This is a genomic window from Serratia sp. HNCC26DJ244, from assembly GCF_057180565.1.
The window spans coordinates 20612-41817 of sequence record NZ_JBXUGO010000021.1 but is presented as its reverse complement, the minus strand read 5'-3'; the positions used below and the strand labels follow the sequence as shown (position 1 = coordinate 41817).

The 21206-nt window shown below is 49.1% G+C and carries 18 protein-coding genes and 1 tRNA gene; 9 read left to right on the top strand and 10 right to left on the bottom strand.

The genetic code is table 11. The features are described 5' to 3' along the window. The first annotated feature begins 14 nt into the window (after positions 1-14). The 8 genes from dsbC to AC2A06_RS15360 all read left to right on the top strand — a co-directional run bounded on the left by dsbC (position 15) and on the right by AC2A06_RS15360 (position 8552). The gene (dsbC, locus tag AC2A06_RS15395) at positions 15-728 is read left to right on the top strand and encodes a bifunctional protein-disulfide isomerase/oxidoreductase DsbC (RefSeq protein ID WP_484380854.1); all 714 of its coding nucleotides are present in this window, start codon (positions 15-17) and stop codon (positions 726-728) included. A 6-nt stretch (positions 729-734) separates the two neighbouring features. Continuing rightward, a complete protein-coding gene (gene recJ / locus AC2A06_RS15390) occupies positions 735-2471 on the top strand; it encodes a single-stranded-DNA-specific exonuclease RecJ (protein ID WP_473197021.1) in 1737 nt (578 codons plus the stop codon). Positions 2472-2584: 113 nt separating this feature from the next. Further along, a protein-coding gene (prfB, locus tag AC2A06_RS15385) for a peptide chain release factor 2 (protein WP_484380853.1) occupies positions 2585-3683 on the top strand; the annotation gives its coding sequence in 2 pieces (ribosomal slippage) (positions 2585-2659 and positions 2661-3683; 1098 coding nt in all). Positions 3684-3692: 9 nt separating this feature from the next. Further along, complete coding sequence (gene lysS / locus AC2A06_RS15380) at positions 3693-5210, top strand: lysine--tRNA ligase (protein ID WP_484380852.1); 1518 nt, start codon at positions 3693-3695, stop codon at positions 5208-5210. A gap of 196 nt (positions 5211-5406) precedes the next feature. Further along, positions 5407-5480: transfer RNA gene (locus AC2A06_RS15375), tRNA-Gly, on the top strand. A 233-nt stretch (positions 5481-5713) separates the two neighbouring features. Next, positions 5714-5848: a hypothetical protein gene (locus AC2A06_RS15370; RefSeq protein WP_484380851.1), complete on the top strand. Its 135-nt coding sequence runs from the start codon at positions 5714-5716 to the stop codon at positions 5846-5848. A 79-nt stretch (positions 5849-5927) separates the two neighbouring features. After that, complete coding sequence (locus tag AC2A06_RS15365; RefSeq protein WP_484380850.1) at positions 5928-6134, top strand: type II toxin-antitoxin system VapB family antitoxin; 207 nt, start codon at positions 5928-5930, stop codon at positions 6132-6134. 246 nt (positions 6135-6380) lie between these two features. Next, positions 6381-8552 (top strand): WG repeat-containing protein, encoded by a 2172-nt coding sequence (locus tag AC2A06_RS15360; RefSeq protein WP_484380849.1) that lies wholly within the window; start codon positions 6381-6383, stop codon positions 8550-8552. Positions 8553-8635: 83 nt separating this feature from the next. Here AC2A06_RS15360 and AC2A06_RS15355 read toward each other — a convergent pair whose 3' ends face one another. The 6 genes from AC2A06_RS15355 to AC2A06_RS15330 all read right to left on the bottom strand — a co-directional run bounded on the left by AC2A06_RS15355 (position 8636) and on the right by AC2A06_RS15330 (position 14950). Next, positions 8636-8920: a YcxB family protein gene (locus tag AC2A06_RS15355; RefSeq protein ID WP_484380848.1), complete on the bottom strand. Its 285-nt coding sequence runs from the start codon at positions 8918-8920 to the stop codon at positions 8636-8638. A 104-nt stretch (positions 8921-9024) separates the two neighbouring features. After that, the gene (locus AC2A06_RS15350; RefSeq protein ID WP_484380847.1) at positions 9025-9303 is read right to left on the bottom strand and encodes a hypothetical protein; all 279 of its coding nucleotides are present in this window, start codon (positions 9301-9303) and stop codon (positions 9025-9027) included. A 331-nt stretch (positions 9304-9634) separates the two neighbouring features. Next, the gene (locus AC2A06_RS15345) at positions 9635-11104 is read right to left on the bottom strand and encodes a class I SAM-dependent DNA methyltransferase (RefSeq protein ID WP_484380872.1); all 1470 of its coding nucleotides are present in this window, start codon (positions 11102-11104) and stop codon (positions 9635-9637) included. Between the two features lie 62 nt (positions 11105-11166). Then, on the bottom strand, positions 11167-13668 hold the full coding sequence (locus AC2A06_RS15340) for a S8 family peptidase (protein ID WP_484380846.1): 2502 nt from the start codon (positions 13666-13668) through the stop codon (positions 11167-11169). Positions 13669-13683: 15 nt separating this feature from the next. Then, positions 13684-14679: an AAA family ATPase gene (locus AC2A06_RS15335; protein WP_484380845.1), complete on the bottom strand. Its 996-nt coding sequence runs from the start codon at positions 14677-14679 to the stop codon at positions 13684-13686. Between the two features lie 64 nt (positions 14680-14743). Continuing rightward, entirely contained in the window at positions 14744-14950 is a 207-nt protein-coding gene (locus tag AC2A06_RS15330; RefSeq protein WP_484380844.1) for a hypothetical protein, read from the bottom strand. On the opposite strand from AC2A06_RS15330, the gene AC2A06_RS15325 reads away from it, so the two are divergent. Further along, entirely contained in the window at positions 14931-15170 is a 240-nt protein-coding gene (locus tag AC2A06_RS15325; RefSeq protein ID WP_484380843.1) for a hypothetical protein, read from the top strand. The two genes, AC2A06_RS15330 and AC2A06_RS15325, sit on opposite strands and share 20 nt — an antisense overlap. A 26-nt stretch (positions 15171-15196) precedes the next feature. On the opposite strand, the gene AC2A06_RS15320 is transcribed toward AC2A06_RS15325, so the two are convergent. From AC2A06_RS15320 to iolD, 4 genes are all read right to left on the bottom strand, one after another. Then, complete coding sequence (locus tag AC2A06_RS15320) at positions 15197-15538, bottom strand: thiamine-binding protein (protein ID WP_037384759.1); 342 nt, start codon at positions 15536-15538, stop codon at positions 15197-15199. A 183-nt stretch (positions 15539-15721) separates the two neighbouring features. Beyond that, on the bottom strand, positions 15722-16627 hold the full coding sequence (gene iolE, locus AC2A06_RS15315; protein WP_484380842.1) for a myo-inosose-2 dehydratase: 906 nt from the start codon (positions 16625-16627) through the stop codon (positions 15722-15724). 21 nt (positions 16628-16648) lie between these two features. Further along, the gene (locus AC2A06_RS15310) at positions 16649-18565 is read right to left on the bottom strand and encodes a bifunctional 5-dehydro-2-deoxygluconokinase/5-dehydro-2-deoxyphosphogluconate aldolase (RefSeq protein WP_484380841.1); all 1917 of its coding nucleotides are present in this window, start codon (positions 18563-18565) and stop codon (positions 16649-16651) included. Between the two features lie 369 nt (positions 18566-18934). Beyond that, positions 18935-20866: a 3D-(3,5/4)-trihydroxycyclohexane-1,2-dione acylhydrolase (decyclizing) gene (gene iolD, locus AC2A06_RS15305; RefSeq protein ID WP_484380840.1), complete on the bottom strand. Its 1932-nt coding sequence runs from the start codon at positions 20864-20866 to the stop codon at positions 18935-18937. Positions 20867-21206 lie beyond the last annotated feature (340 nt).

Genomic DNA, 21206 nt, shown 5'->3' with positions numbered 1-21206 from the left:
GAAGGATGGAAAGAATGAAAAAAAGTTTATTGCTGCTCTCTTTACTGACCGCTTCGGTAACCGGTGTAGCTCATGCTGATGATGCAGCAATTCAAAAAGCACTGGGTAGCCTGGGCATCAAGCAGGCGGATGTCCAATCTTCGCCTATTGCTGGGGTCAAAACCGTACTGACCGAAAGCGGTGCGTTATATGTTACCGAAGATGGTAAATACATCCTACAGGGGCCGTTATATGATGTTAGCGGTAAACAGCCGGTTAATGTGACCAATCAACTGTTAATGGCCCAACTGACCGCGCTGGAAGACCAAATGATTGTCTTCAAAGCAGCGAAGGAAAAGCATGTCATTACCGTGTTTACTGATATCACCTGCGGTTACTGCCATAAGCTGCATGAGCAAATGAAAGAGTATAACGACCTGGGCATCACGGTGCGTTATCTGGCATTTCCACGTCAGGGGTTGAATTCTCAAGCTGAGAAAGACATGCAGTCCATCTGGTGTACCGCCGATAAGAATAAAGCCTTTGACGCTGCCATTAAAGGCGACCCCATCTCTCCGGCAACCTGCAAGATCAATATTGCCAAACATTATCAGTTAGGGGTGCAGTTTGGTATTCAAGGGACACCTGCGATCATTTTACAAAATGGCGAGATGGTCCCAGGTTATCAAGGGCCGAAAGAGATGGCCGCCATGCTGGATGCTCACGCCGCTTCAACTGTGGCGAAATAAACTTCAGTGAGTATTAAAACCCAATTACGCCGCCGCAAGGCGGCAGATAGTCGCGATTTACCTGCCAGCCTCCCCCCTTTGTTGCGCCGCTTATATGCGTTGCGTGGCGTTCAGGGCGAGCAAGAACTGGAACGAAGCGTCAAAGGCATGTTGCCTTGGCAACAGTTGGGCGGTATTGAGGCGGCGGTCACCCTGCTGCAGCAGGCATTGACGCAGCGCCAGCGCATTATGGTGGTGGGGGATTTTGATGCCGATGGTGCCACCAGCACCGCGCTCACGGTATTAGCCCTGCGCAGTATGGGCGGTAGCGCCGTTGACTATTTAGTGCCTAACCGTTTTGAAGATGGCTATGGTTTAAGCCCGGAAGTGGTGGAGCAAGTTGCCACACGGGGGGCTGAGCTTATCATCACCGTGGATAACGGTATCTCCTCCCATGCTGGTGTTGACGCAGCTCACGCTAAAGGGATGCAGGTGCTGGTCACTGATCATCACTTGCCAGGGGAAACGTTACCCGCCGCCGAAGCGATTGTTAACCCAAACCTGGCCAGTTGTGATTTCCCCTCCAAGTCTTTGGCAGGGGTAGGGGTGGCGTTCTATCTGATGCTAGCGCTACGTAGCCGATTGCGTGATAGCGGTTGGTTCGAGCAACAGTGCCTGGGGATACCCAATCTGGCCGATTTACTCGATCTGGTGGCGTTAGGCACCGTGGCAGATGTGGTGCCATTGGATGCCAACAACCGCATTCTGGTCTATCAAGGGTTAAATCGTATCCGTGCCGGTAAGTGTCGCCCAGGCATTCGTGCCTTGCTGGAAGTAGCCAACCGTGACGCGCGTCAGTTAGCAGCCAACGATTTGGGTTTTGTGCTTGGCCCAAGGTTGAACGCAGCAGGGCGTTTGGACGACATGTCGATTGGTGTGGCGCTGTTGCTCAGTGATGATATTGCCCAGGCGCGCATGTTGGCGAGTGACTTGGACGCGCTTAACTTGACCCGCCGCGATATTGAACAGGGTATGCAAGTGGAAGCCCTGGCGCTGTGCTCTCAACTGGAGCAAACCACCACAGAGTTACCTTACGGCTTGGCAATGTATCACCCGGAGTGGCACCAAGGGGTGGTGGGGATCCTCGCTTCCCGTATCAAAGAGCGTTTTCACCGCCCGGTAATCGCTTTTGCACCAGCAGGGGAAGGCATCCTCAAAGGCTCTGGCCGTTCAGTGGCCGGGTTGCATCTGCGTGATGCGTTGGAGCGGCTCGATATGTTGCACCCCGGCCTGATGATGAAATTCGGCGGCCATGCCATGGCGGCTGGGTTATCGCTGGAAGAGGCCCGCTTTGATGAGTTTCGCCAGCGCTTTGGCGAACTGGTGGGGGAGTGGCTCGATCCGGCGATGCTGGAAGGCGTCGTTTGGTCTGATGGTGAGCTGGCAATGCAGGAACTGACACTGGATACCGCCGAGTTACTGCGTGAAGGGGGCCCCTGGGGGCAAGCCTTTCCCGAGCCGGTTTTTGATGGCAAATTTCGCATTTTACAGCAACGGCTGGTGGGGGAAAAACACCTCAAGCTGATGGTGGAGCCGCTGGGGGGGGGCCCGTTGCTGGATGGTATCGCCTTTAATATCGATACCACGCAGTGGCCTGATAACAGCATCAAGCAAGCGGAAATCGCCTACAAACTGGAAGTGAACGAGTTCCGTGGCAATCGTAATGTGCAGTTGCTGATCCAGCATCTGTGGCCATTGGCGTGATAGCCCGACAAAAACTGACCAACCTGCTATAAACTGGCCATCGGATCCGTTAGAATTAGCGGTTCCAATGGCATTTCGCCATCGACGACATCAACGTAAGAACGCTAAAAATCATGTTTGAAATTAATCCGGTAAAAAACCGTATTCAAGACCTGTCTGAGCGAACCGCCGTTCTCAGGGGGTATCTTTGACTATGATGCCAAGAAAGAACGCCTAGAAGAGGTTAACGCCGAGCTGGAGCAGCCAGACGTCTGGAACGAGCCAGAGCGTGCACAGGCATTGGGTAAAGAGCGCTCGACGCTGGAAGCCATTGTAGAAACCATCGACCAACTGCAACAGGGCTGTGAAGACGTCACCGGCCTATTGGAACTGGCAGTTGAAGCAGAAGATGAAGAAACCTTTGATGAAGCGGTGGTTGAGCTCGAACAGCTCAGCGTCAAGCTTGATCAACTGGAATTCCGCCGCATGTTCTCTGGTGAGTACGACAGCGCCGATTGCTACCTGGATATTCAGGCCGGTTCTGGCGGCACCGAAGCGCAAGACTGGGCCAGCATGTTGCTGCGTATGTATCTGCGTTGGGCGGAAGCAAAAGGCTTCAAAACTGAAGTAATTGAAGAGTCTGATGGTGATGTTGCTGGCCTGAAGTCGGCCACCATCAAGATTATCGGTGATTATGCCTTTGGCTGGTTGCGTACTGAAACTGGCGTGCATCGCCTGGTACGTAAAAGCCCATTCGACTCCGGTGGTCGCCGCCACACCTCGTTCAGCTCAGTGTTTATTTACCCTGAAGTGGATGACGATATCGATATTGATATCAATCCGGCGGATCTGCGTATTGACGTTTACCGCGCTTCTGGTGCGGGTGGGCAGCACGTTAACAAAACCGAGTCGGCGGTGCGTATTACCCACCTGCCAACCAACATTGTGGTGCAGTGTCAAAACGACCGCTCACAGCATAAAAACAAAGATCAGGCGTTTAAACAACTGCGCGCCAAATTGTACGAATACGAGATGCAAAAGAAAAATGCCGATAAACAGATGCTGGAAGATAGCAAATCTGATATCGGCTGGGGCAGCCAGATCCGCTCTTATGTACTGGACGACTCCCGCATCAAAGATTTGCGCACCAACGTAGAAACACGTAATACGCAGGCCGTACTGGATGGCGACCTGGATAAATTCATTGAGGCAAGTTTGAAAGCCGGGTTATGAGGAACAGAAATGTCTGAGCAACAACCACAAGGCGCCGAGCAGGCGTTGGATCTGAACAACGAGTTGCAGGCGCGCCGTGAAAAACTTGCCGCACTGCGCGAGAACGGCCTCCCGTTCCCGAATGATTTCCGTCGCGATACCACATCAGATCAATTGCACGCCGCCTATGACAGCAAAGAAAACGAAGAGCTGGAATCTTTAGGCATCGAAGTGACGGTTGCGGGCCGTATGATGACCCGCCGCATCATGGGTAAAGCCTCTTTTGTTACGCTGCAGGATGTTGGCGGGCGTATTCAGCTTTATGTGGCTCGTGATGATCTGGCTGAAGGGATTTATAACGAACAGTTTAAAAAGTGGGATCTGGGGGATATCCTTGGCGCACGGGGTAAGCTGTTCAAAACCAAGACGGGCGAGCTGTCTATCCACTGTACTGAATTGCGCCTGCTGACTAAAGCGCTGCGCCCGTTGCCAGATAAGTTCCATGGCTTGGCGGATCAGGAAACCCGTTATCGCCAGCGTTATCTGGACTTGATCGCTAACGAAGAGTCACGCAACACCTTTAAAATTCGCTCACAAGTGATGGCGGCGGTGCGTAACTTTATGGTGGATAGAGGCTTTATGGAAGTCGAAACCCCCATGATGCAAGTGATACCGGGTGGTGCTGCTGCCCGTCCGTTTATTACCCACCATAATGCGCTGGATATTGATATGTATCTGCGTATTGCCCCAGAACTTTACCTGAAGCGTTTAGTGGTAGGGGGCTTTGAGCGGGTGTTCGAAATCAACCGTAATTTCCGCAATGAAGGGGTTTCTCCACGCCATAACCCAGAGTTCACCATGATGGAACTCTATATGGCCTATGCGGATTACAAAGACTTGATCGAGCTGACGGAATCTCTGTTCCGCACCTTGGCGCAAGATGTGCTGGGTGACACCAAAGTGCCTTATGGCGATGTGGTGTTTGACTTCGGCAAGCCGTTTGAAAAGCTGACCATGACGCAGGCGATCAAAAAATACCGCCCTGAGACCAATCTTGATGACCTGAACGAGATGAGCAAAGCGGTGGCTATTGCGGAGTCTATCGGCATTAAAGTTGAGAAGAGCTGGGGCTTGGGCCGTGTGGTAACCGAGATTTTTGAAGAGACCGCAGAAAGTCACCTGATCCAGCCGACCTTTATTACCGAGTATCCAGCGGAGGTTTCTCCACTGGCACGCCGTAACGACGAGAACCCGGAAATTACTGATCGTTTCGAGTTCTTTATCGGTGGCCGTGAAATTGGTAATGGCTTCTCGGAATTGAATGATGCGGAAGATCAGGCGCAACGTTTTGCTGACCAGGTTGCTGCCAAGGACGCCGGTGATGACGAAGCGATGTTCTACGACGAAGATTATGTTACCGCGTTGGAACACGGTTTGCCGCCAACGGCAGGTTTGGGGATTGGTATTGACCGCATGGTGATGTTGCTGACCAACAGCCACACCATCCGCGATGTGATCCTGTTCCCAGCGATGCGCCCAAGCAAGTAACACTAAGCACGGCATTCTGACTTTTCAAGCGATGGTCAGCATAAGTGCAATCTAAACCGGTGCCAGTAATGGTGCCGGTTTTTATTTATTCAGAGAGAGGAAAAGTGATGATTAACCGCCTAAAATATCGGCAGTTATCTACTTTCTTCGCTTGCTCGATGCGTATAACCAGTTATAATGCCAGTCGCACACCAAAGCGGGTGTAGTTCAATGGTAGAACGAGAGCTTCCCAAGCTCTATACGAGGGTTCGATTCCCTTCACCCGCTCCAAGATTTCAGACCCTCGCTTCGGCGGGGGTTTTTGTTTTCTGGCTCAGTAACTTATTGGTTTAGTGATGTTTCCAATCGATAACCCAACCTGTGGCTGTTGTAGCAGGTAGTACAGATTGGTAGTACATTATGGGCATTATGCCGACTCCAAAACCTAACAAACATGGCGTATATCTGTTGCTGCTACCGTGAATGGTTAAAAGCGTGGAGTCTCTCAATGCGCCAGAAGCAACATGTCGGCAAAAAGTGCTTTATCGACTTCTGGTGGTCCGATGGTCTCCAGCATTAACCCGGCTACCGGCGAGGTTCGCCGAGTGCTCATCTTGGTGGTTGTGATGGGGGCATCGACGATACGTGCCAAACCGTGATCGATTTAGATGCCATTTTGGATTTTGATTCTTTTTTTGATGTATGTTGTCATCATTATATGAATCAAGGGGGGATATTATGCGAACTACAGTCACGATTGATGATGCGCTATATGCACAGGCGTTGGAAATGGCCGACCCAGATATGGATAAGGCAGATATTTTCCGTGAAGCGATGAAAACGTTTGTTCGGGTGCAGGTAGCAAAAAGGCTGGCTTCGCTCGGCGGCACCTCACCTGATATGCCGATAGTTCCTCGTCGCCGGGAAGAGCCATCCGCAGAATGATTGTTTTAGCTAAACGTTTTAATGCGAGTTATCGGTCGATTCATTGAGCCCAAAACCTAACAAACATGGCGTATATATAAAGTATGCCTCGGCGTTGCCAAAGAACCTCAGCCGATCATCGGTAGCTTCAACAGACGGCACGAACTTGACGTTGATATTGCACTGAGTAAGCGTATTATTTCTGTCAATGATGCCTTGAGTGCTCAATCATATCTATCGGTTTAAACCTGTGAGTGTTGCGACTAAATGAATAACAAAATTTTATTATCCGCTTTCTCCCTAAAATCGTTATTACTGGCTCTCGGGTTGTTATGTTCCGCTAGTGTGATGGCTGGGCCTGAAATTATAGAAACGACTCAAACAGAGTCAGCCTCAGCGGAGCCTTCCAAAGCAGAAATAGAAGCCCTGTTCCAAGAGTCATTTAAAGGCAAAATGCTGCCTCAGATAAAAATCATGCTCAATGAGCAAATTGAAGAACTAGAGTCCGTTCAAAAATTTAATTCGATACGTCTATCTGTTGGTTCAGCAGAGGATGATAACGAGGTCCAGCATACATCTAAGTTTACTCCGATGTCAGCATCAGCTTTCGAGACCCTGTTTAATCAGTATTTTGCTTCGCTGGAGCCACGTCAACAAATTACAGGTAAGTCCTCTTATGTTTCAACGAATTTCAGGAGCTATGATTTTTCTAAGCTCTCCGCCGATTACGAGGTTTTTGACTATGAACCGGTAACAATAATGATTGAACGGGTTCACTTTAAAGATGGTTCATCTGCATTACCGGCAGAAGTCATAAACATGGGGGAGATTAAAGTTGCCAGTGCCGGAAGGATCTTATCGGTTGATATGGTGGCAACCTATACATTACCGGATTCGGTTAAGCATTTTGACTTTAATACCAAAGGTAACGCGAGTCAGAATGAGATCAGTCTGGTGTCAATCAATGGGCGCGAAGTGACGCTGACCATGCCAGAAGCCATGTACAAAAATATTCTTCACGTCGAAGCCATTGATAAAAACGGCGAGCCCCTGAAGGATGCCGGAACATCATCTTATTACAACAATGCTTACTACGTTGATAAGCTACATCAGTACTTTACTGATGCCATTAAGCAACTGGACAACGATAAAATTACCGAACGTGACAGTTTGATAAAGTATCTGGCCAACAACTATCCTTCAAAAAAAGAGGCCAGCAAGGCGCATCCACCTAAATATACGGCATCTTATCGGTTTCATGGGAATCCAGTTTCAGTAACCGTTTTCCTCAAGCCTGAGGCAAAAAAATATACTTACAACTTTACACTAACCATGCCAGACACCGCATATAACAACGGTCTGGCTGTCGCTGCTAACGAATCAGAAAAACCGCTATATGGTTTAGTCGATGAGCAAGGGAATTGGTTGATCCCTCCTCAGTATATTCGGTTAGATAGGCAAGTAGGAGACTACTACTATGCTGTTGGCGCTAAGGGTGATTATAACGACGGGAAAGTTTATTTACTTAACCGAACAGCTAAAAAGTTAGAGCTGCAACCATTTTATATTATGAATGAAGAGGTTGTTAAAGATAAATTCCTTATTGTTAATAAAGAACGAAATAATAATTTCATTCAAGGCTTAGTCAATATACAAACTCATCAAATTTTATTGCCATTAAAGTACCACGATATTGAAGTGGCTGGCTCACTGTTTATTGCTTCTAACTTCGACGATAAGCGTAATATCCGTAGTTACGAAGTCTACCGTCAGAGCGATAACAAGCAGGTTCTCCGTGGTGATTTTAATGACTTTTATGTTGATGGTGATAATATCATTGTGCGGCATGAAATGAGAACGACGAAAAAAGAGGGCGATACCCCTTATTACGCCATTGAAAACGATAATGTTTATATTTATCATAACTTCGACATCTATAATGCCGATGGGGTTCGGCTTAATGCTAAATCCTATGCGCAACTGCCTTCCGAAATGAGTTTTGGTAAAGATGGCTTAATGCCGGTAATCGATAAGCAGGATAAATCATATTACGTTGATCGTCAGGCCAAAAAAGTTAATTTCGATCTCAGTGGCTATAAGAATATCAAGTCATTCTCCAACGGCCTAGCTGCTGTACAAGGTGAAGATGGCCAGTATGGCTATATCAACACTCAGGGTAAGTTAGTTATCCCTATGATGTACAAAAGCGCCAACTTTTTTCAGGGTGGAACAGCGCTGGTCGAAACAAGTGAAGGATATCAGCTGATCACCCCTAAAAATAAAGTTGTGGCGCAATTTAAGGACATTTCGATTCGCACCTACAGCTTAATACAAGATGCCCAGGAAGCCACTTATACCTTTATTAATTATCAGACTGATGAGTTTTTTACCTATGATCAACAGGGTAAGCCGATTACCAAGGAAAAGTCAGGTAATTAGTTAACCTAGCGGCGGCTACCCGATTTCTATATGAGCCTTGTAGAAATCGGGTTGGTCGTCATCGCCACTATGCCAATCTAAGGCTAATGTTTATTGACGCTTCGCAGCGCGAGCTGGCGAAATTCGGCTATCTGTTCTGGGGTGTTGAACCATTTCTTGGGGAACATAAGGAACATATTGTCGCAGGGGTAGAGTAAAAACAGCGACTTGTTTTCCAGCAACTTGATATAGGCAGACCATGGCTGTTGTGACGTACCGTGTTCAGCCATGCAGTGCAACAACTCGGTATCCCAGGTATAAGTGAAACTACTCTGGAGTGCCGAGTATTGTCGGTAGATCCGACGAGCCTTGTATGGAAGCAGCAACAATGAAACAGCCAATCCACCAATGAGCCCTCCTATTGGGGCAACTACAAAGTAGATGCCAACTTGCGCGTGACCTATCGTCATTAGCAGCAGGCCGAATGCTATCGCTAGCTCAAGGGGGGAGAGATGTTTTCACCGGTACAACTGGCATTGCCCGCTGTGGTACCCGCATATTTTTGAGCCAGCAAGCCATTGTCCTGAAATGCCGGGGAGGTGAGAGCAAAGGTTTCTGCTGCCTGAGCAGCCAAGGGTAATGCGCCAACCAGCAACGCGTTACTTAACAACAGAACAGATAATCGACGCTTTATGCTAGACCTTCTCCTTCTTGTTTTTTTAACCTGCTGATGGTGAATAACATCCTGCCATTCAGCTAATATACTCGTCATACTTCAAGCTGCCTGGGTGTTGGCTGCAGTTACTCGTCTCATCCATGAGACTCGCCCCTTACAGGGCCGCCGCCAACGGCGTTCAAATCCGCTCCTGGCGGCACCCCAGTCACTTGACCTCTGTAAGCTCCTGGAGATTAATGAACCTCTTCCATGAGGTTCACCCTTCGGGCCAACGCAAGCGTTGTTTAAATCGGTTCCTGACCGATTTATCTCTGTGTTGCTGCGTTACTCGGCACAAGGCCTCGCCCTAAAGGGTCAGCGCAAGCGCTGTTCAAAACGCATTGCGTTTTGTCCTGCAACTCGAATTATTTAGTGTATACAATGCATATTATTTTGTAGATAGTCCGCTAAGTACTTCACGGAAGCTGTTTAACCCAGCCTCCAGGTTTTCGATGATTGCTTCGGCAAGGTCATCGGGTTCTGGCAGGTTATCCAGATCCGTCAAACTTTTGTCTTTGAGCCAGAAGATATCAAGGCTGGTTTTGTCCCGAGCGAGCAACTCCTCAACGCCGTATTTTCTCCAGCGGCCTTCTGGGTTATTTTCCGGGTGCCAGGTCTCGACTCGTTTGGTTGGACTTTTGGGGGTGTAGCACTGAATAAAGTCTGCTAAATCCTCAAAACGCATTGGCTTTTTCTTCAACGTGTGATGAATGTTGGTGCGGTAATCATAGAACCAGACCTCTTTTGTCCAAGTATTCGGACTGGCCGGTTGGTTATCGAAAAACAATACATTCGCTTTAACACCTTGAGCATAGAAGATGCCGGTTGGTAAACGCAGAATGGTATGCAGTGTGGTATTTTCCAGCAGCTTCTTTCTAATCGTTTCACCTGCACCGCCCTCAAACAATACGTTATCTGGCACCACAATGGCGGCTTTACCGGTGGTTTTCAGCATGCTGCGAATATGCTGAACAAAATTTAGTTGTTTGTTTGACGTTGTTGCCCAAAAATCTTGCCGATTGTAGGTGAGATCATCGGTTTCTTGTTCACCTTCTTCGTTGGTGAAACTCATTGAGCTTTTCTTGCCAAAGGGGGGATTGGCAAGTACATAGTCCACGTTAACGGGGCTGGTTGCGATCAACGCATCATTGGGCGAAATGAAACTATCACCGTCAATTTCGCCAATGTTGTGCAAGAACATGTTCATTAAACACAGGCGGCGAGTATTGGCGACAATCTCATTACCGTAGAATGTACGGTACTTTAGAAACTGCTTTTGCGCTTTGTCGAGCGAATAGTTTTCAGGGTTAGTCAAAAAATCGTAGGCAGTGAGGAAAAATCCGCCCGTACCACAAGCCGGATCTGCAATGGTTTTACTGGGTTCTGGCCGAACACACTCGACCATGGTGCGAATCAATGCCCTGGGCGTAAAGTACTGCCCTGCACCAGATTTAGTATCTTCAGCATTCTTTTCCAGCAATCCTTCATAGATATCACCTTTAACATCGGCTCCCATCATGATCCATTGGGCGCTGTTGATCATATCAATCAGGCGAAAGAGTTTTGCCGGGTCCTGGATCTTGTTTTGTGCCTTGGTGAAAATCTGGCCAAGCATGCCTTTATGTTTACCCAGTTCTCGTAACAGTTCCACATACAGCACTTCTAACTCAGCGCCTTTTTTACTGGTCAACGCTTGCCAGTTGTACCGTTCAGGGATACCAACATCACGGTTGTAGGGCGGTTTTGAATACTCATCTGCCATTTTCAGGAAGATCAAATAAGTTAGTTGTTCCAGGTCGTCTCCATAGCCAACACCGTCGTCGCGTAGGGTGGTACAAAAGCTCCAGACTCTGGGAATAATGGTTGAGGTACTCCTTGTTTACGTCTCTCTTATCGTGGTTTAAGAACCACTAAATGCAATTATTCGATGATAACCGGTATACCAATTTGATTGGCAATGGGGGTATATAAATCCACATCTACACCAGGCGCGCTGATTGAAACAATCAGCGAATACCTGACTTGCTGACTGTAACGACCCAGTGCGGGCCTGGTTTTCCACCAGCCAAGAGTGGGATAAACGGCAATAGATCCCCTGCTAGCCAATTCCGCTGCACTGCCTTGCCAAATATCGGCATGCAGTGAGCCTTTATGCCGATTCTTTTTTCCAATAACCCAGGCAGGATCATTATCGTTTCTGTTTACGTGTTCCTCGTCGTCTCTAGCGGCGGCGTTTATTCGCGCCCTGAAATCATCTTCACTCTCCAAAGGGCGTTTAACATCAAACCGAAGGCCATGAGATTCATAACGGTAGCGCGAGGCCACACCACGGGCTGATGGGTTAGGTTCAATGAAGTATGAAAGTGTTACCCGCATTGCTACTTGGGTTTCGCCTAAAGCTTCAAGCTCGGCCAATGGCCACGGCAGATGATGCAGATTCATATCCCGTAGCTGAGGCTCTTTCCCTTTCTCGCGTTTAAACGGATGCAGAGATTCCTCGCAAATCATGGTTAGCGAGTTGCCTGCGCTCCAAAGTGCCCGCTCAAGGTCGGGTTCGCCGAACCCACAGTGCCTTACTAGTTGGGTGGTTTGAGCTTTGGTGGGTGCTCCCCGGGCAGGGAGAAACATGCGCCTCATCGCTGCTGTCCATTGTGCTGAGTGTACGATAAGGCCGCGAATGCTTTCAGGCCACAGGTCGGGATAGTTAGCCATTAGCTGAGCCGCCATTCTTGCGCAAAGCGCAGAGGCGGCACTGGTAGCGTTGCAGGTCGTCAACAAGCGTTCATTGGGGCTAGCATGGGTAGTTAGCAAGCTTAAACTGCTTATCCATGCCGCCCCTAAACCATCTTTTGCCACATTGCCCCCTTCAAAAACCACGTCTGGCTTCAATGGCCAATGAGCTTGCCATGTGTGTGATGTGGTGCTGAATGGGCTTAAACCACCTGCTTCGGCAATGGGGGTATAGTGCTCGGCATCTTCCTCTGTAATATTTACCAGATGGGTCATCGCGCCTACGGTCAAAACATTCCAAGCTTGCGCGGGGTCGTGAACGCCATCAGAGGAATTACTGATTGGATATTTCATCCAGGCGTTTGGGTCTTTGATGTTACCTGCAGAAACGACAAATAGCTTTGGCGTTTCTCCTTGTTCATCGGCGTCATAAGCGAGTCTGTCTATGGTTGCTGACCATGCAGAAGGGCGCCCACGGTCACGATTATCCATGGCGGTAATAGCCATGCTGAAAACGCGCTTACGGTGTGGTGCGGTCACTGTTGGGCGGGCGACGGCTTCTATTGTCAGGTAGCCATGCAGTTGGGAGTCACCGCCGTTGGCGCCATCTTCTGGAAGTAATTTAACTGATTCTAACCGGTGTGAAACGGAAATCGGTGCTTGGGTAGAGAGAGCATCCGTTAGGTTGCCAAGTAGCGCAAGGCCAGCCATCTCTGTGCCGTGGCCTTCGGTATCGCCCAGGCCCCAGCCAGGCTCAACGCTATGTTTATCCTTTTGTGCAATGGCTCGCTGGAGCAATGGGTGCCCGTTGTTCACCCCTGTATCAAGTAGGCAGACATAGGGTACATCGGCACCATTTTCGACCATTTCCAGGCGCACGTTCAGTTCATCAACCCACTCTGGTTGCTCGTTAGGTCGCAGGGAGTCAAAGAACTCAGCGGTTTCCTTGGCGCGACGCAACTCTGCAATGCTGTTTAACGTCATCATTGAGCGCTTCATCTGGCCAACGGACCCATAGACCAGCAGAACAGAACGTTCGGGAAAATATAACTCACCGGCCGCAATGCGGAAGTTCAGCTCGGTGGCCATTGCCTTGAATTGCTTCATCAGACCCTGGCGATCACCTCGCGTTGGTAGCCAAACTTCCCACCAGAGGTGTTCGTCGTCTGCTGTTGGTATGGACTCTGGGGTGTCGGTCCACAGCGCTTGCAAGGTTGCAGCGCGAATTTCTGCAATGGTATTCAGCAAATGGCTATGCGCGGGGCCACTTTTTTTATCTTTACTTTCATCCAGATAAGCTGCTATCCGCTTCTCAAAAAACGTTAGCTTGCCATCGGGCACAAAAACGGTAGCAAAGGTTCTGTCGCCTTGTTGCCTGACATTACGAAGTTCTATACCTGAACGTTCGTAGGCAAGGGATTCAAAAGCCAGTTCAACATCTGGAAAACTGGCAAACTCAATTTGCAAGCCGAGACCTGCATCAATACCTGCTTGCCGTTGCTGAGTTATCGCACGGGTTAATAGAGGGTTAAGTTGCTGGAGCTGGCTGAGCAGAGCACCACCGTGCGCATACCTGTCCCGGCCAGGTATCTTTTTACCACCGCCACCGGTAGAGGGTGAAGTAAAGCCTTCTGTTTGGGCACTATTTTGGAAAATAAAATGTGGGTGGTTACTCAGCTCCCTATCTGCCATGCCATATCCTTATTGTTAACTTATCTTATTGAATCGATCTGATAACTTTCGGCGTTCTTCCAGTGCATGAGCAATATTTTTTTCGGTAACTTTTTCTGTACGCTCGATTAAGGCTGTTTTTAACACTTCATCTGCTGCGCGGGTCAACTCCGCATAGCTAAGGCCAACTGCCTTGGAGGCTAAACGTTTCCATGATGTATTCTTGAGTGCCATGCCAGACAAACGTGAATTAAGCACGCTGGCAATGTGCGCTTCGTCAGGCAGTTCGTAATGCAGTAAATCATCAAAACGGCGGAACAGTGCGCTATCCAAAATATCGGGATGGTTGGTCGCACCGATGATCAGGCTGTGGGAGTCGTCCTGTTCGATCATTTGCAGGAAGCTGTTGAGAATGCGCCGTATTTCGCCTACGTCGTTGCTCAGGCCACGCTGAGAGCCAATGGCATCAAATTCGTCGAAGAAATATACCCCTCTGGTTTGCTGGGTAGATTCGAAAATTTGCCTGAGTTTAGCGGCGGTCTCGCCCATAAACTTGGTGATCAGCCCATCCAGACGAACCAGAAACAAAGGCAGCCCCAGCTCACCGGCCAGTACTGAGGCAGTCATGGTCTTGCCAGTACCGGGCGGGCCAACTAATAGCAATTTACGCCGGGGGGAGAGGCCATGGGACAGGATCTCTGCAGCGTGGCGCTGTTCGCGGATGACACGTTCCAACTGTTGGGTAAGTTCGGCGTTAAGCACCATATCACCCAGGCGAGATTTGGGGTAACTCACGGACAAGAGGTTGGCCAGCTCGCCTCTTGGCTTGCTGATGGGGACGGCTTTGCTTTCAGGATTTAGTGAACGCCGAGCCTTGGCTTGATCCACCAGTGTACGTAGATCTTCAGCCAATTTACCGTGGCCCTGCTTGGCTTCGTGGGCGGCCACCTGCATGGCGACGGAGTAAAAGCGCGTTTCGTCGCCTTCCAGATGTGACTGAAGCAGCGCTTTCAGTTGGTTTGCACTGGCCATATTGTGGTCCTCCTACGTGAGGTGCCATTGTACCTTGCCAAGGGGATGAGCACGACCCAAAACATCAGGATCTTCCCTTGGTTTTGCGATCCTTCTCGGTGTTTTGACTTTTTGCGGCTTTAGCTTTGGCAGCCACTTGTTGCGCTGCTTTTTCAGCCTGAATACGTGCCAGCAATTCACTGGCGTGTTCATCGTTGGGGACTTGAGGCACCAACTGACCGGAAAAGGCTTTTTTCAGGTTGGATTGGTCATTGATAAGAAAGTATGACAATGACGCATCAAAAGAGGGTAAACACATCTATAAAGCTAAATTTGCCCTGTTACCCACGGTCGACCATGTTGAAGCATCAGCCAGCTCGGCATCCTTTGTGATTTGCGCCTGGCGAACTAACGATGCCAAGAACGATCTGAGTAAATCGGGTTTCCTGGAATTATGTACAAAAGTGTTATTGCACGCCGGTTACGGTGTCAAACCACCGGCAGATAAATGAGCAACCAGAAACGCCTAACAAGGAAGCTAATCATCCATAAACATATGATTAGCTTTGGTGACGCCTCTGTTATAGGTACAGAAAGTGTCGGTTGCCAGTTCAGTTTTACTATGAATTTTAATGTTTGTAATAACTTCAACGGCACCAGCTTGGTAGCACGCTTGTTGTGCGTCTTTGACAATCTCTAATAGCTGGTTTAATTCGCCTCTCATGGTTGTTTCCATTGCACTGACTTGGAATGGTACACCCGAAGCTTTTACAACTTCGATAGCTTTATCGACCACCTCGAAGTTGTTGCCTTCTTTCAGTCTTGGGATGATCTGGAAAGCGAGCATGACATCTTTTAGTGGTTGGTTTTCAGTAGGCATCAGCAATGACTCATGGGTATATATCTTACGGGATGCAGCATAGTAGCACTGTTTGTCGATTATGCAGACTGGGGGATGCAACAACACCTAGCTCTATCGAGTGATGGCAAATGGTAGCGATATCCAATGTTAGGCAGTCACCAGAAGCGCCTAAAAAAGGCGCTTCTGGTTAAAGGTGCAGAACTATTGCTGGGTAAGATCAAACAGCCCAGCTTCTTTAGCAAACTTGTATAAATTGTTGTAACCCAGGGTGGCATAGGTCAGCGGATGGGCAATGGCTGGGTCTTGTTCGGCTTCAACCACTAACCAGCCGCTGTAATTGGCGTTTTTAAGCACGTTAAATACCGCCGGGTAATCGATGCAGCCATCTCCGGGAACGGTATAAACCCCTTCAAGCACCGAATCGAGAAAGCTCAATTTGCGGTTTTTTACATCCGCCAGCACCTCTTGGCGGATATCTTTGCAATGTACGTGGTTAATACGATCAGACCAGTTCTGTGCCACCGTGACTGGGTCGCCTCCGGCGAAAGTAATGTGCCCGGTGTCTAACAGTAACCCCACCTCGGGTCCGGTATGTTTCATTAAGTTATTAATATCTTCTGCAGTTTCAATCACCGTGCCCATATGGTGGTGATAGGCAATTTGTACCCCTTGGCTTTGCGTATATTGAGCAAATTCGGTTAGTTTGCGGCCATATTCTTGCCAACGCTCGGCAGGGAAAAGCGGGCGTAAATGGACCGGGGTGTCTTGCGCGCCATGGATACAACCCGTTACTTCACAAGCGACCATCACTTTGGCACCGAGTTCACGTAACAAGGTCAGGTGGTTTTGGACCGCCACAATCTCTTCTTCAACACTGCGGGTCAACAGTTCCATGGAATACCAGCCTGATACCAGCTTAAGATCATGCCTGGCCAAGATGGGGCCTAATAGGCTTGCCTGACGTGGAAATTTATTCCCCAGCTCAAAGCCGCTAAACCCGGCTTGCTTCCCTTCGCTTAAACAGGTTTCTAGCGAAGTTTCTGCCCCCAATGTTGGCATGTCGTCATTAGTCCAAGTGAGCGGGTTGATACCTAGTTGAACACTCATCACAATTCTCCTGTGCTGGCACTATTTTTCGCCACGTTGGCGCCATAGTGTGATTAAGTTGTGGTAATTGGTTTTCACTTTATGAATCAGCGTTTGATCATCTATCTGACCGGCTAACCAGGCACGTGAAGGTTCGCCAAATAACGTGCGACCAACAGCAAACCCTTTCACAATGCTTTGCCCGGCGGTTTGTGAAAATGCGTGTTGTAATTGTTCTTGTGGGGCATCTAAGCCAAGAATCACCACCCCGCGGCAGTAAGCATCGCGCTCAGCTATCAAGGCAGATACGGCATCCCAACTGGCTTTTGCCAATGGTGGCAGTTTCCACCAATCGGGTTTGATCCCGAGGTTATAAAAGCGTTGCAGCGCACGTAGATACAGGGCGTCGTCTTGTTTGGTCCCTGCGGGTAAAATCACTTCCAGCAACAACTCATGCCCGGACTGGCAACAGGCTTGATAAACTTCTTGAATTTGATGCTCTTGCTGTAAACGGAGGTGGTGATCATCCTCTGGGTTAAAGAAAACCAGGCATTTCACGATATGCTCAAGCGGCCAACTGACCAGTTGTGAACCGATATTGCCATGTTCAAGCTTGAGTGGACGTGAACTGGGTAATTCAATCGGGCGAGCAATCCACCACCCCTGACCCGTCACGGCATTTAATACCTCTTGGCCAAAGGTGCTGTCACACAGCAGGCCTGCCTGACCTTGGTCCAATCCAGCTTCAACGGCCACTTCCTGGCTGGCTTGTAAAATCAGTTGTTTAAGGGGGCTAATGCGCGCGATATCCGCCCCTGCTTGCCGCGCCATATCAACAAATTGAATGCGGTGATCAAAGGCCAGTACACAGAGTTCATTACGCTCTGGGGATTTACGTGTCGTGACGCGATGGAGATGGTTCAGCTCAGGATCCAGGTCTGGGCGTTTCACTTGCCGCGCCCGTAGTAGGTAGTTATCCAGTTCCACTTTGGTCGGCATGGCGGGGGCACAGCCATGGCGAGAAACCACCAAGGCACCACAGGCATTGGCGTAAGCACAGGCTGTTTCCCAGCCTTCACCACTTAAGTAGCCACGCAGCAGGCCAGACATAAAGGCATCCCCAGCCCCTAAGACATTCAGCACATCAACGCGCACGCCATAGACCGTGATCCCGTGGTCCAGCTCATCAGGGATCTCACCAGTAAAGACCGAGCAACCTAACGCGCCACGCTTGCAGACCAGTTCCGCCTGCGTTACGGAACGGATGGTTTTTAGCGCTGCAATGGTATCGGTTGACCCCCCGCCGATATGGAACTCTTCTTCGGTGCCGACGATCAGGTCAAACAGGCCTAACACTTCTTGCAGTTGTTCCGTGACAGCATCTGATTGAATAAAGCGGGTTTCACCGTCCCCTAATGAGGTCAGCCCCCAAAGTACCGGGCGGTAGTCAATATCCAAGGCGGTTTTTACACCGTGGCGGCGAGCGTATTGCAAGGCAGTGATGACTGCATCGCGTGTTTTAGGGTGAGAAAGGTGCGTGCCGGTAATCGCCAGGCAACGGGCAGAAGCAATGTATTCTTCACTGACGTCGTCTCTGGTTATCGCCATATCGGCGCAATTTTCACGATAGAAAATCAGTGGGAAAGTCTCTTGATCTTTGATGCCAAGAATGACCAAACCGGTTAGGCGATCTTTGTCGGTAATTAAATGGCTGGTATCGCAGCCAACCCGTTCCAATTCTTCACGCAGAAAACGGCCCATATGCTCATCGCCGACGCGCGCCAGCATGGAGGATTTCAGCCCCTGCACGGCAGTACCATAAGCAACGTTACCGGATGACCCCCCCAAATATTTGCTGAAGGAGCTCATGTCTTCCAGGCGGGCACCGATCTGCTGTCCATAAAAATCAACAGCGATTCGTCCCATGCAAATCACATCCAACTTTTTTTCTGTACTCACCGTTCGCTCCTCAAGTCTCTCAGTGCTTGGGCTATCTATAGGCCGTCGCTTTTGCCGTTTTGCAGCTTATTGCATAATCATTTCAATAAATCGTTTATACGGAATGATTGTTTCATTTTCAATTGAAAAATACAGGAATATTTCATTATGTGATCACCGTGGAATTTTAATTTAAAAGGTATTCTTAAATGGAAAAAACATTCTGTGATGATGATTAATATTAAATAAAATCAATGGACTAGAAGTTGCCTTTTTCCTGTGTGATCAGGTAATGGCAAGAAAGGCATAGCAAGAAACAAACCCACCACGGAAGGTGGTGGGAGAGAGAAGGGGACACCCTGGTTCAAGTCACTTGAACTGAAGGGGGATTTAATACTGACGAGCCTTGGCTAGCGCCTGTTTAATTTCATCGGCAGCTTGTTCAATTTCCGGCTTATCGGCCACTTGCGCCGTACCGCAGCGCCACCAGGCTTCATAGCCGTGGGTCATGGTTTTTGGCAACACTTTAATATCAATCAGTGTCGATACGGTCTGCTGTTTGGCATCCGCCAGCGCATGGATCAGTTGCTCTTCGTTATAGACCCGATAGGCTCGGCATCCATAACTTTGCGCATTCATCGCAAAATCCACCGGGACTAATGGCCCGGTCAGTTTGTTGGTCTGTGGATCGCGAAAGCGGTTTTCAGTGCCAAAACTGCCCATGCCTTGGCTCATCTGTAAATTGTTAATGCAACCGAAGGCCGCGTTATCAAACAGAATCACATTGATCTTCAGCCCTTCCTGAATGGAGGTCTGTAATTCAGAATGCAGCATCATATAAGAGCCATCACCCAACAAGCTGTAAACCGGCTGATCAGGACAGGCGATTTTAGCGCCAATGGCGGCACCGATTTCATACCCCATGCAGGAAAAGCCGTATTCCATATGGTAGGTATCCGCGACTTTAGGTTGCCATAGCCGTTGTAAATCCCCCGGCAGCGACCCCGCAGCACCCACCACAATGGCATTATCTTCCAAATGTTGGTCCAACAAGCCCAAGACCCGGGTTTGCGTCAATTCTGTGTTGAGGGCGTCACGATACTCACGCAGTGCATCATCGAAATGTCCTGCCACTTCGGGTTGGTAATTGGAGTTTATCTGAGTGCTAAACAGGCGTGTGACCTCTTCTCGCCAAGCCTGTTTTGCCTGTTGGATTTCACCATGATAATCACTGAGATATCCCGCCGCGCTTAACTTGTGGGATATGGCCATCAGCGCAGATTTAGCATCGGCAACCACCGATGTGGCATCCAGTTTACTGGCATCAAACTCGGAAACATTAATGGTTAAAAAGTCCACATTAGGATTCTGGAATAGCGATTTTGACGCGGTGGTGAAATCGGTAAAGCGAGTGCCGACGCCAATCACTAAATCGGCTTCTTTCGCTATCAGATTGGCCGCCAGGCAGCCGGTGGTGCCAATGCCACCCAAGTTAAGTGGGTGATCGTAAACAATGGCGCTTTTGCCCGCTTGCGTTTCACCAAAAGGAATATGGAAGGTTTCTGCAAATTGACGGAAAGCCTCATGGGCTTCGGAATAGCGAACCCCGCCGCCACAGATCAACAGCGGTTTTTTCTTACTGCGGATTAATCGGATGGCATCATCAATCATCGCTTCCGTGGCGGGGCGGCGATCAATACGATGAACCCGTTTCTGGAAAAAATAGGCTGGGAAGTCATAAGCTTCCCCCTGAACATCTTGCGGCAGGCAGATAGTCACCGCACCGGTATCAGCCGGGTCAGTCAATACTCGCATGGCATTGAGCATGGCGGACATCAACTGCTCTGGGCGATAGATGCGATCCCAATAGCGAGAAACCGGTTTAAAGCAGTCATTGGTGCTGATAGAGGCATCATGATATTGCTCCACTTGCTGCAGAACCGGGTCCGGTTGGCGGCAGGCAAAGATATCACCGGGTAAAAACAGCACCGGAATTCGGTTCGCGGTTGCGGTTGCCGCTGCGGTGATCATATTGGCTGCCCCTGGCCCAACCGATGAGGTTACCGCATAGATTTTCTTACGTTTATGCTGTTTGGCAAACCCCATGGCGATATGGGCCATACCTTGTTCGTTACAGCCTTGGTGCACCATCAGGTCGCCTGCATCTTGTTCCAGTGCTTGTCCAAGCCCAACCACATTGCCATGACCAAAAATGGTCAGCACACCATGAATGAATTTGTGTTGTTGACCATCGAACTCGACATATTGTTGGTTCATAAATTTTACCAACGCCTGTGCCGTGGTCATTCTTATGGTATTCATCAGCGGATCATCTCCCAATTCGCGTAGAGAAACATTGGCGTTGTGGCGTATTTGCACTCATCGCCTGCTGCAATCTATACCCGTCACCGATGACGCTGCAGCGGTGTTGGCTGCACTCCATCGCCCTAGTCACATAGTTATCTATGCTCCCAGGGACTCGCTCGCTTGCCGCCTACCTGCAACTTCATTGAACTTGGGTATAGTTATCATCTGAATGCACTATATGAAATATAAATTTCATTTCAATTTATTATTGAAATAAATTGGGCTTTTGTGATCGCGGTATAATTCTCAAGATTAATCCGTTATCCAGCCGTGCAACGCACTATTTTCTAGTAAT

Coding starts and splice junctions, on each gene's coding strand:
- AC2A06_RS15370 (WP_484380851.1), top strand. CDS start 5,714: ATGTCGGCAAAAAGTGCTTTATCGACTTCTGGTGGTCCGATGGTCTCC.
- AC2A06_RS15340 (WP_484380846.1), bottom strand. CDS start 13,668: ATGGCAGATAGGGAGCTGAGTAACCACCCACATTTTATTTTCCAAAAT.
- AC2A06_RS15365 (WP_484380850.1), top strand. CDS start 5,928: ATGCGAACTACAGTCACGATTGATGATGCGCTATATGCACAGGCGTTG.
- iolD (WP_484380840.1), bottom strand. CDS start 20,866: ATGAATACCATAAGAATGACCACGGCACAGGCGTTGGTAAAATTTATG.
- dsbC (WP_484380854.1), top strand. CDS start 15: ATGAAAAAAAGTTTATTGCTGCTCTCTTTACTGACCGCTTCGGTAACC.
- AC2A06_RS15360 (WP_484380849.1), top strand. CDS start 6,381: ATGAATAACAAAATTTTATTATCCGCTTTCTCCCTAAAATCGTTATTA.
- lysS (WP_484380852.1), top strand. CDS start 3,693: ATGTCTGAGCAACAACCACAAGGCGCCGAGCAGGCGTTGGATCTGAAC.
- AC2A06_RS15335 (WP_484380845.1), bottom strand. CDS start 14,679: ATGGCCAGTGCAAACCAACTGAAAGCGCTGCTTCAGTCACATCTGGAA.
- AC2A06_RS15350 (WP_484380847.1), bottom strand. CDS start 9,303: ATGACGAGTATATTAGCTGAATGGCAGGATGTTATTCACCATCAGCAG.
- iolE (WP_484380842.1), bottom strand. CDS start 16,627: ATGAGTGTTCAACTAGGTATCAACCCGCTCACTTGGACTAATGACGAC.
- AC2A06_RS15320 (WP_037384759.1), bottom strand. CDS start 15,538: ATGCCTACTGAAAACCAACCACTAAAAGATGTCATGCTCGCTTTCCAG.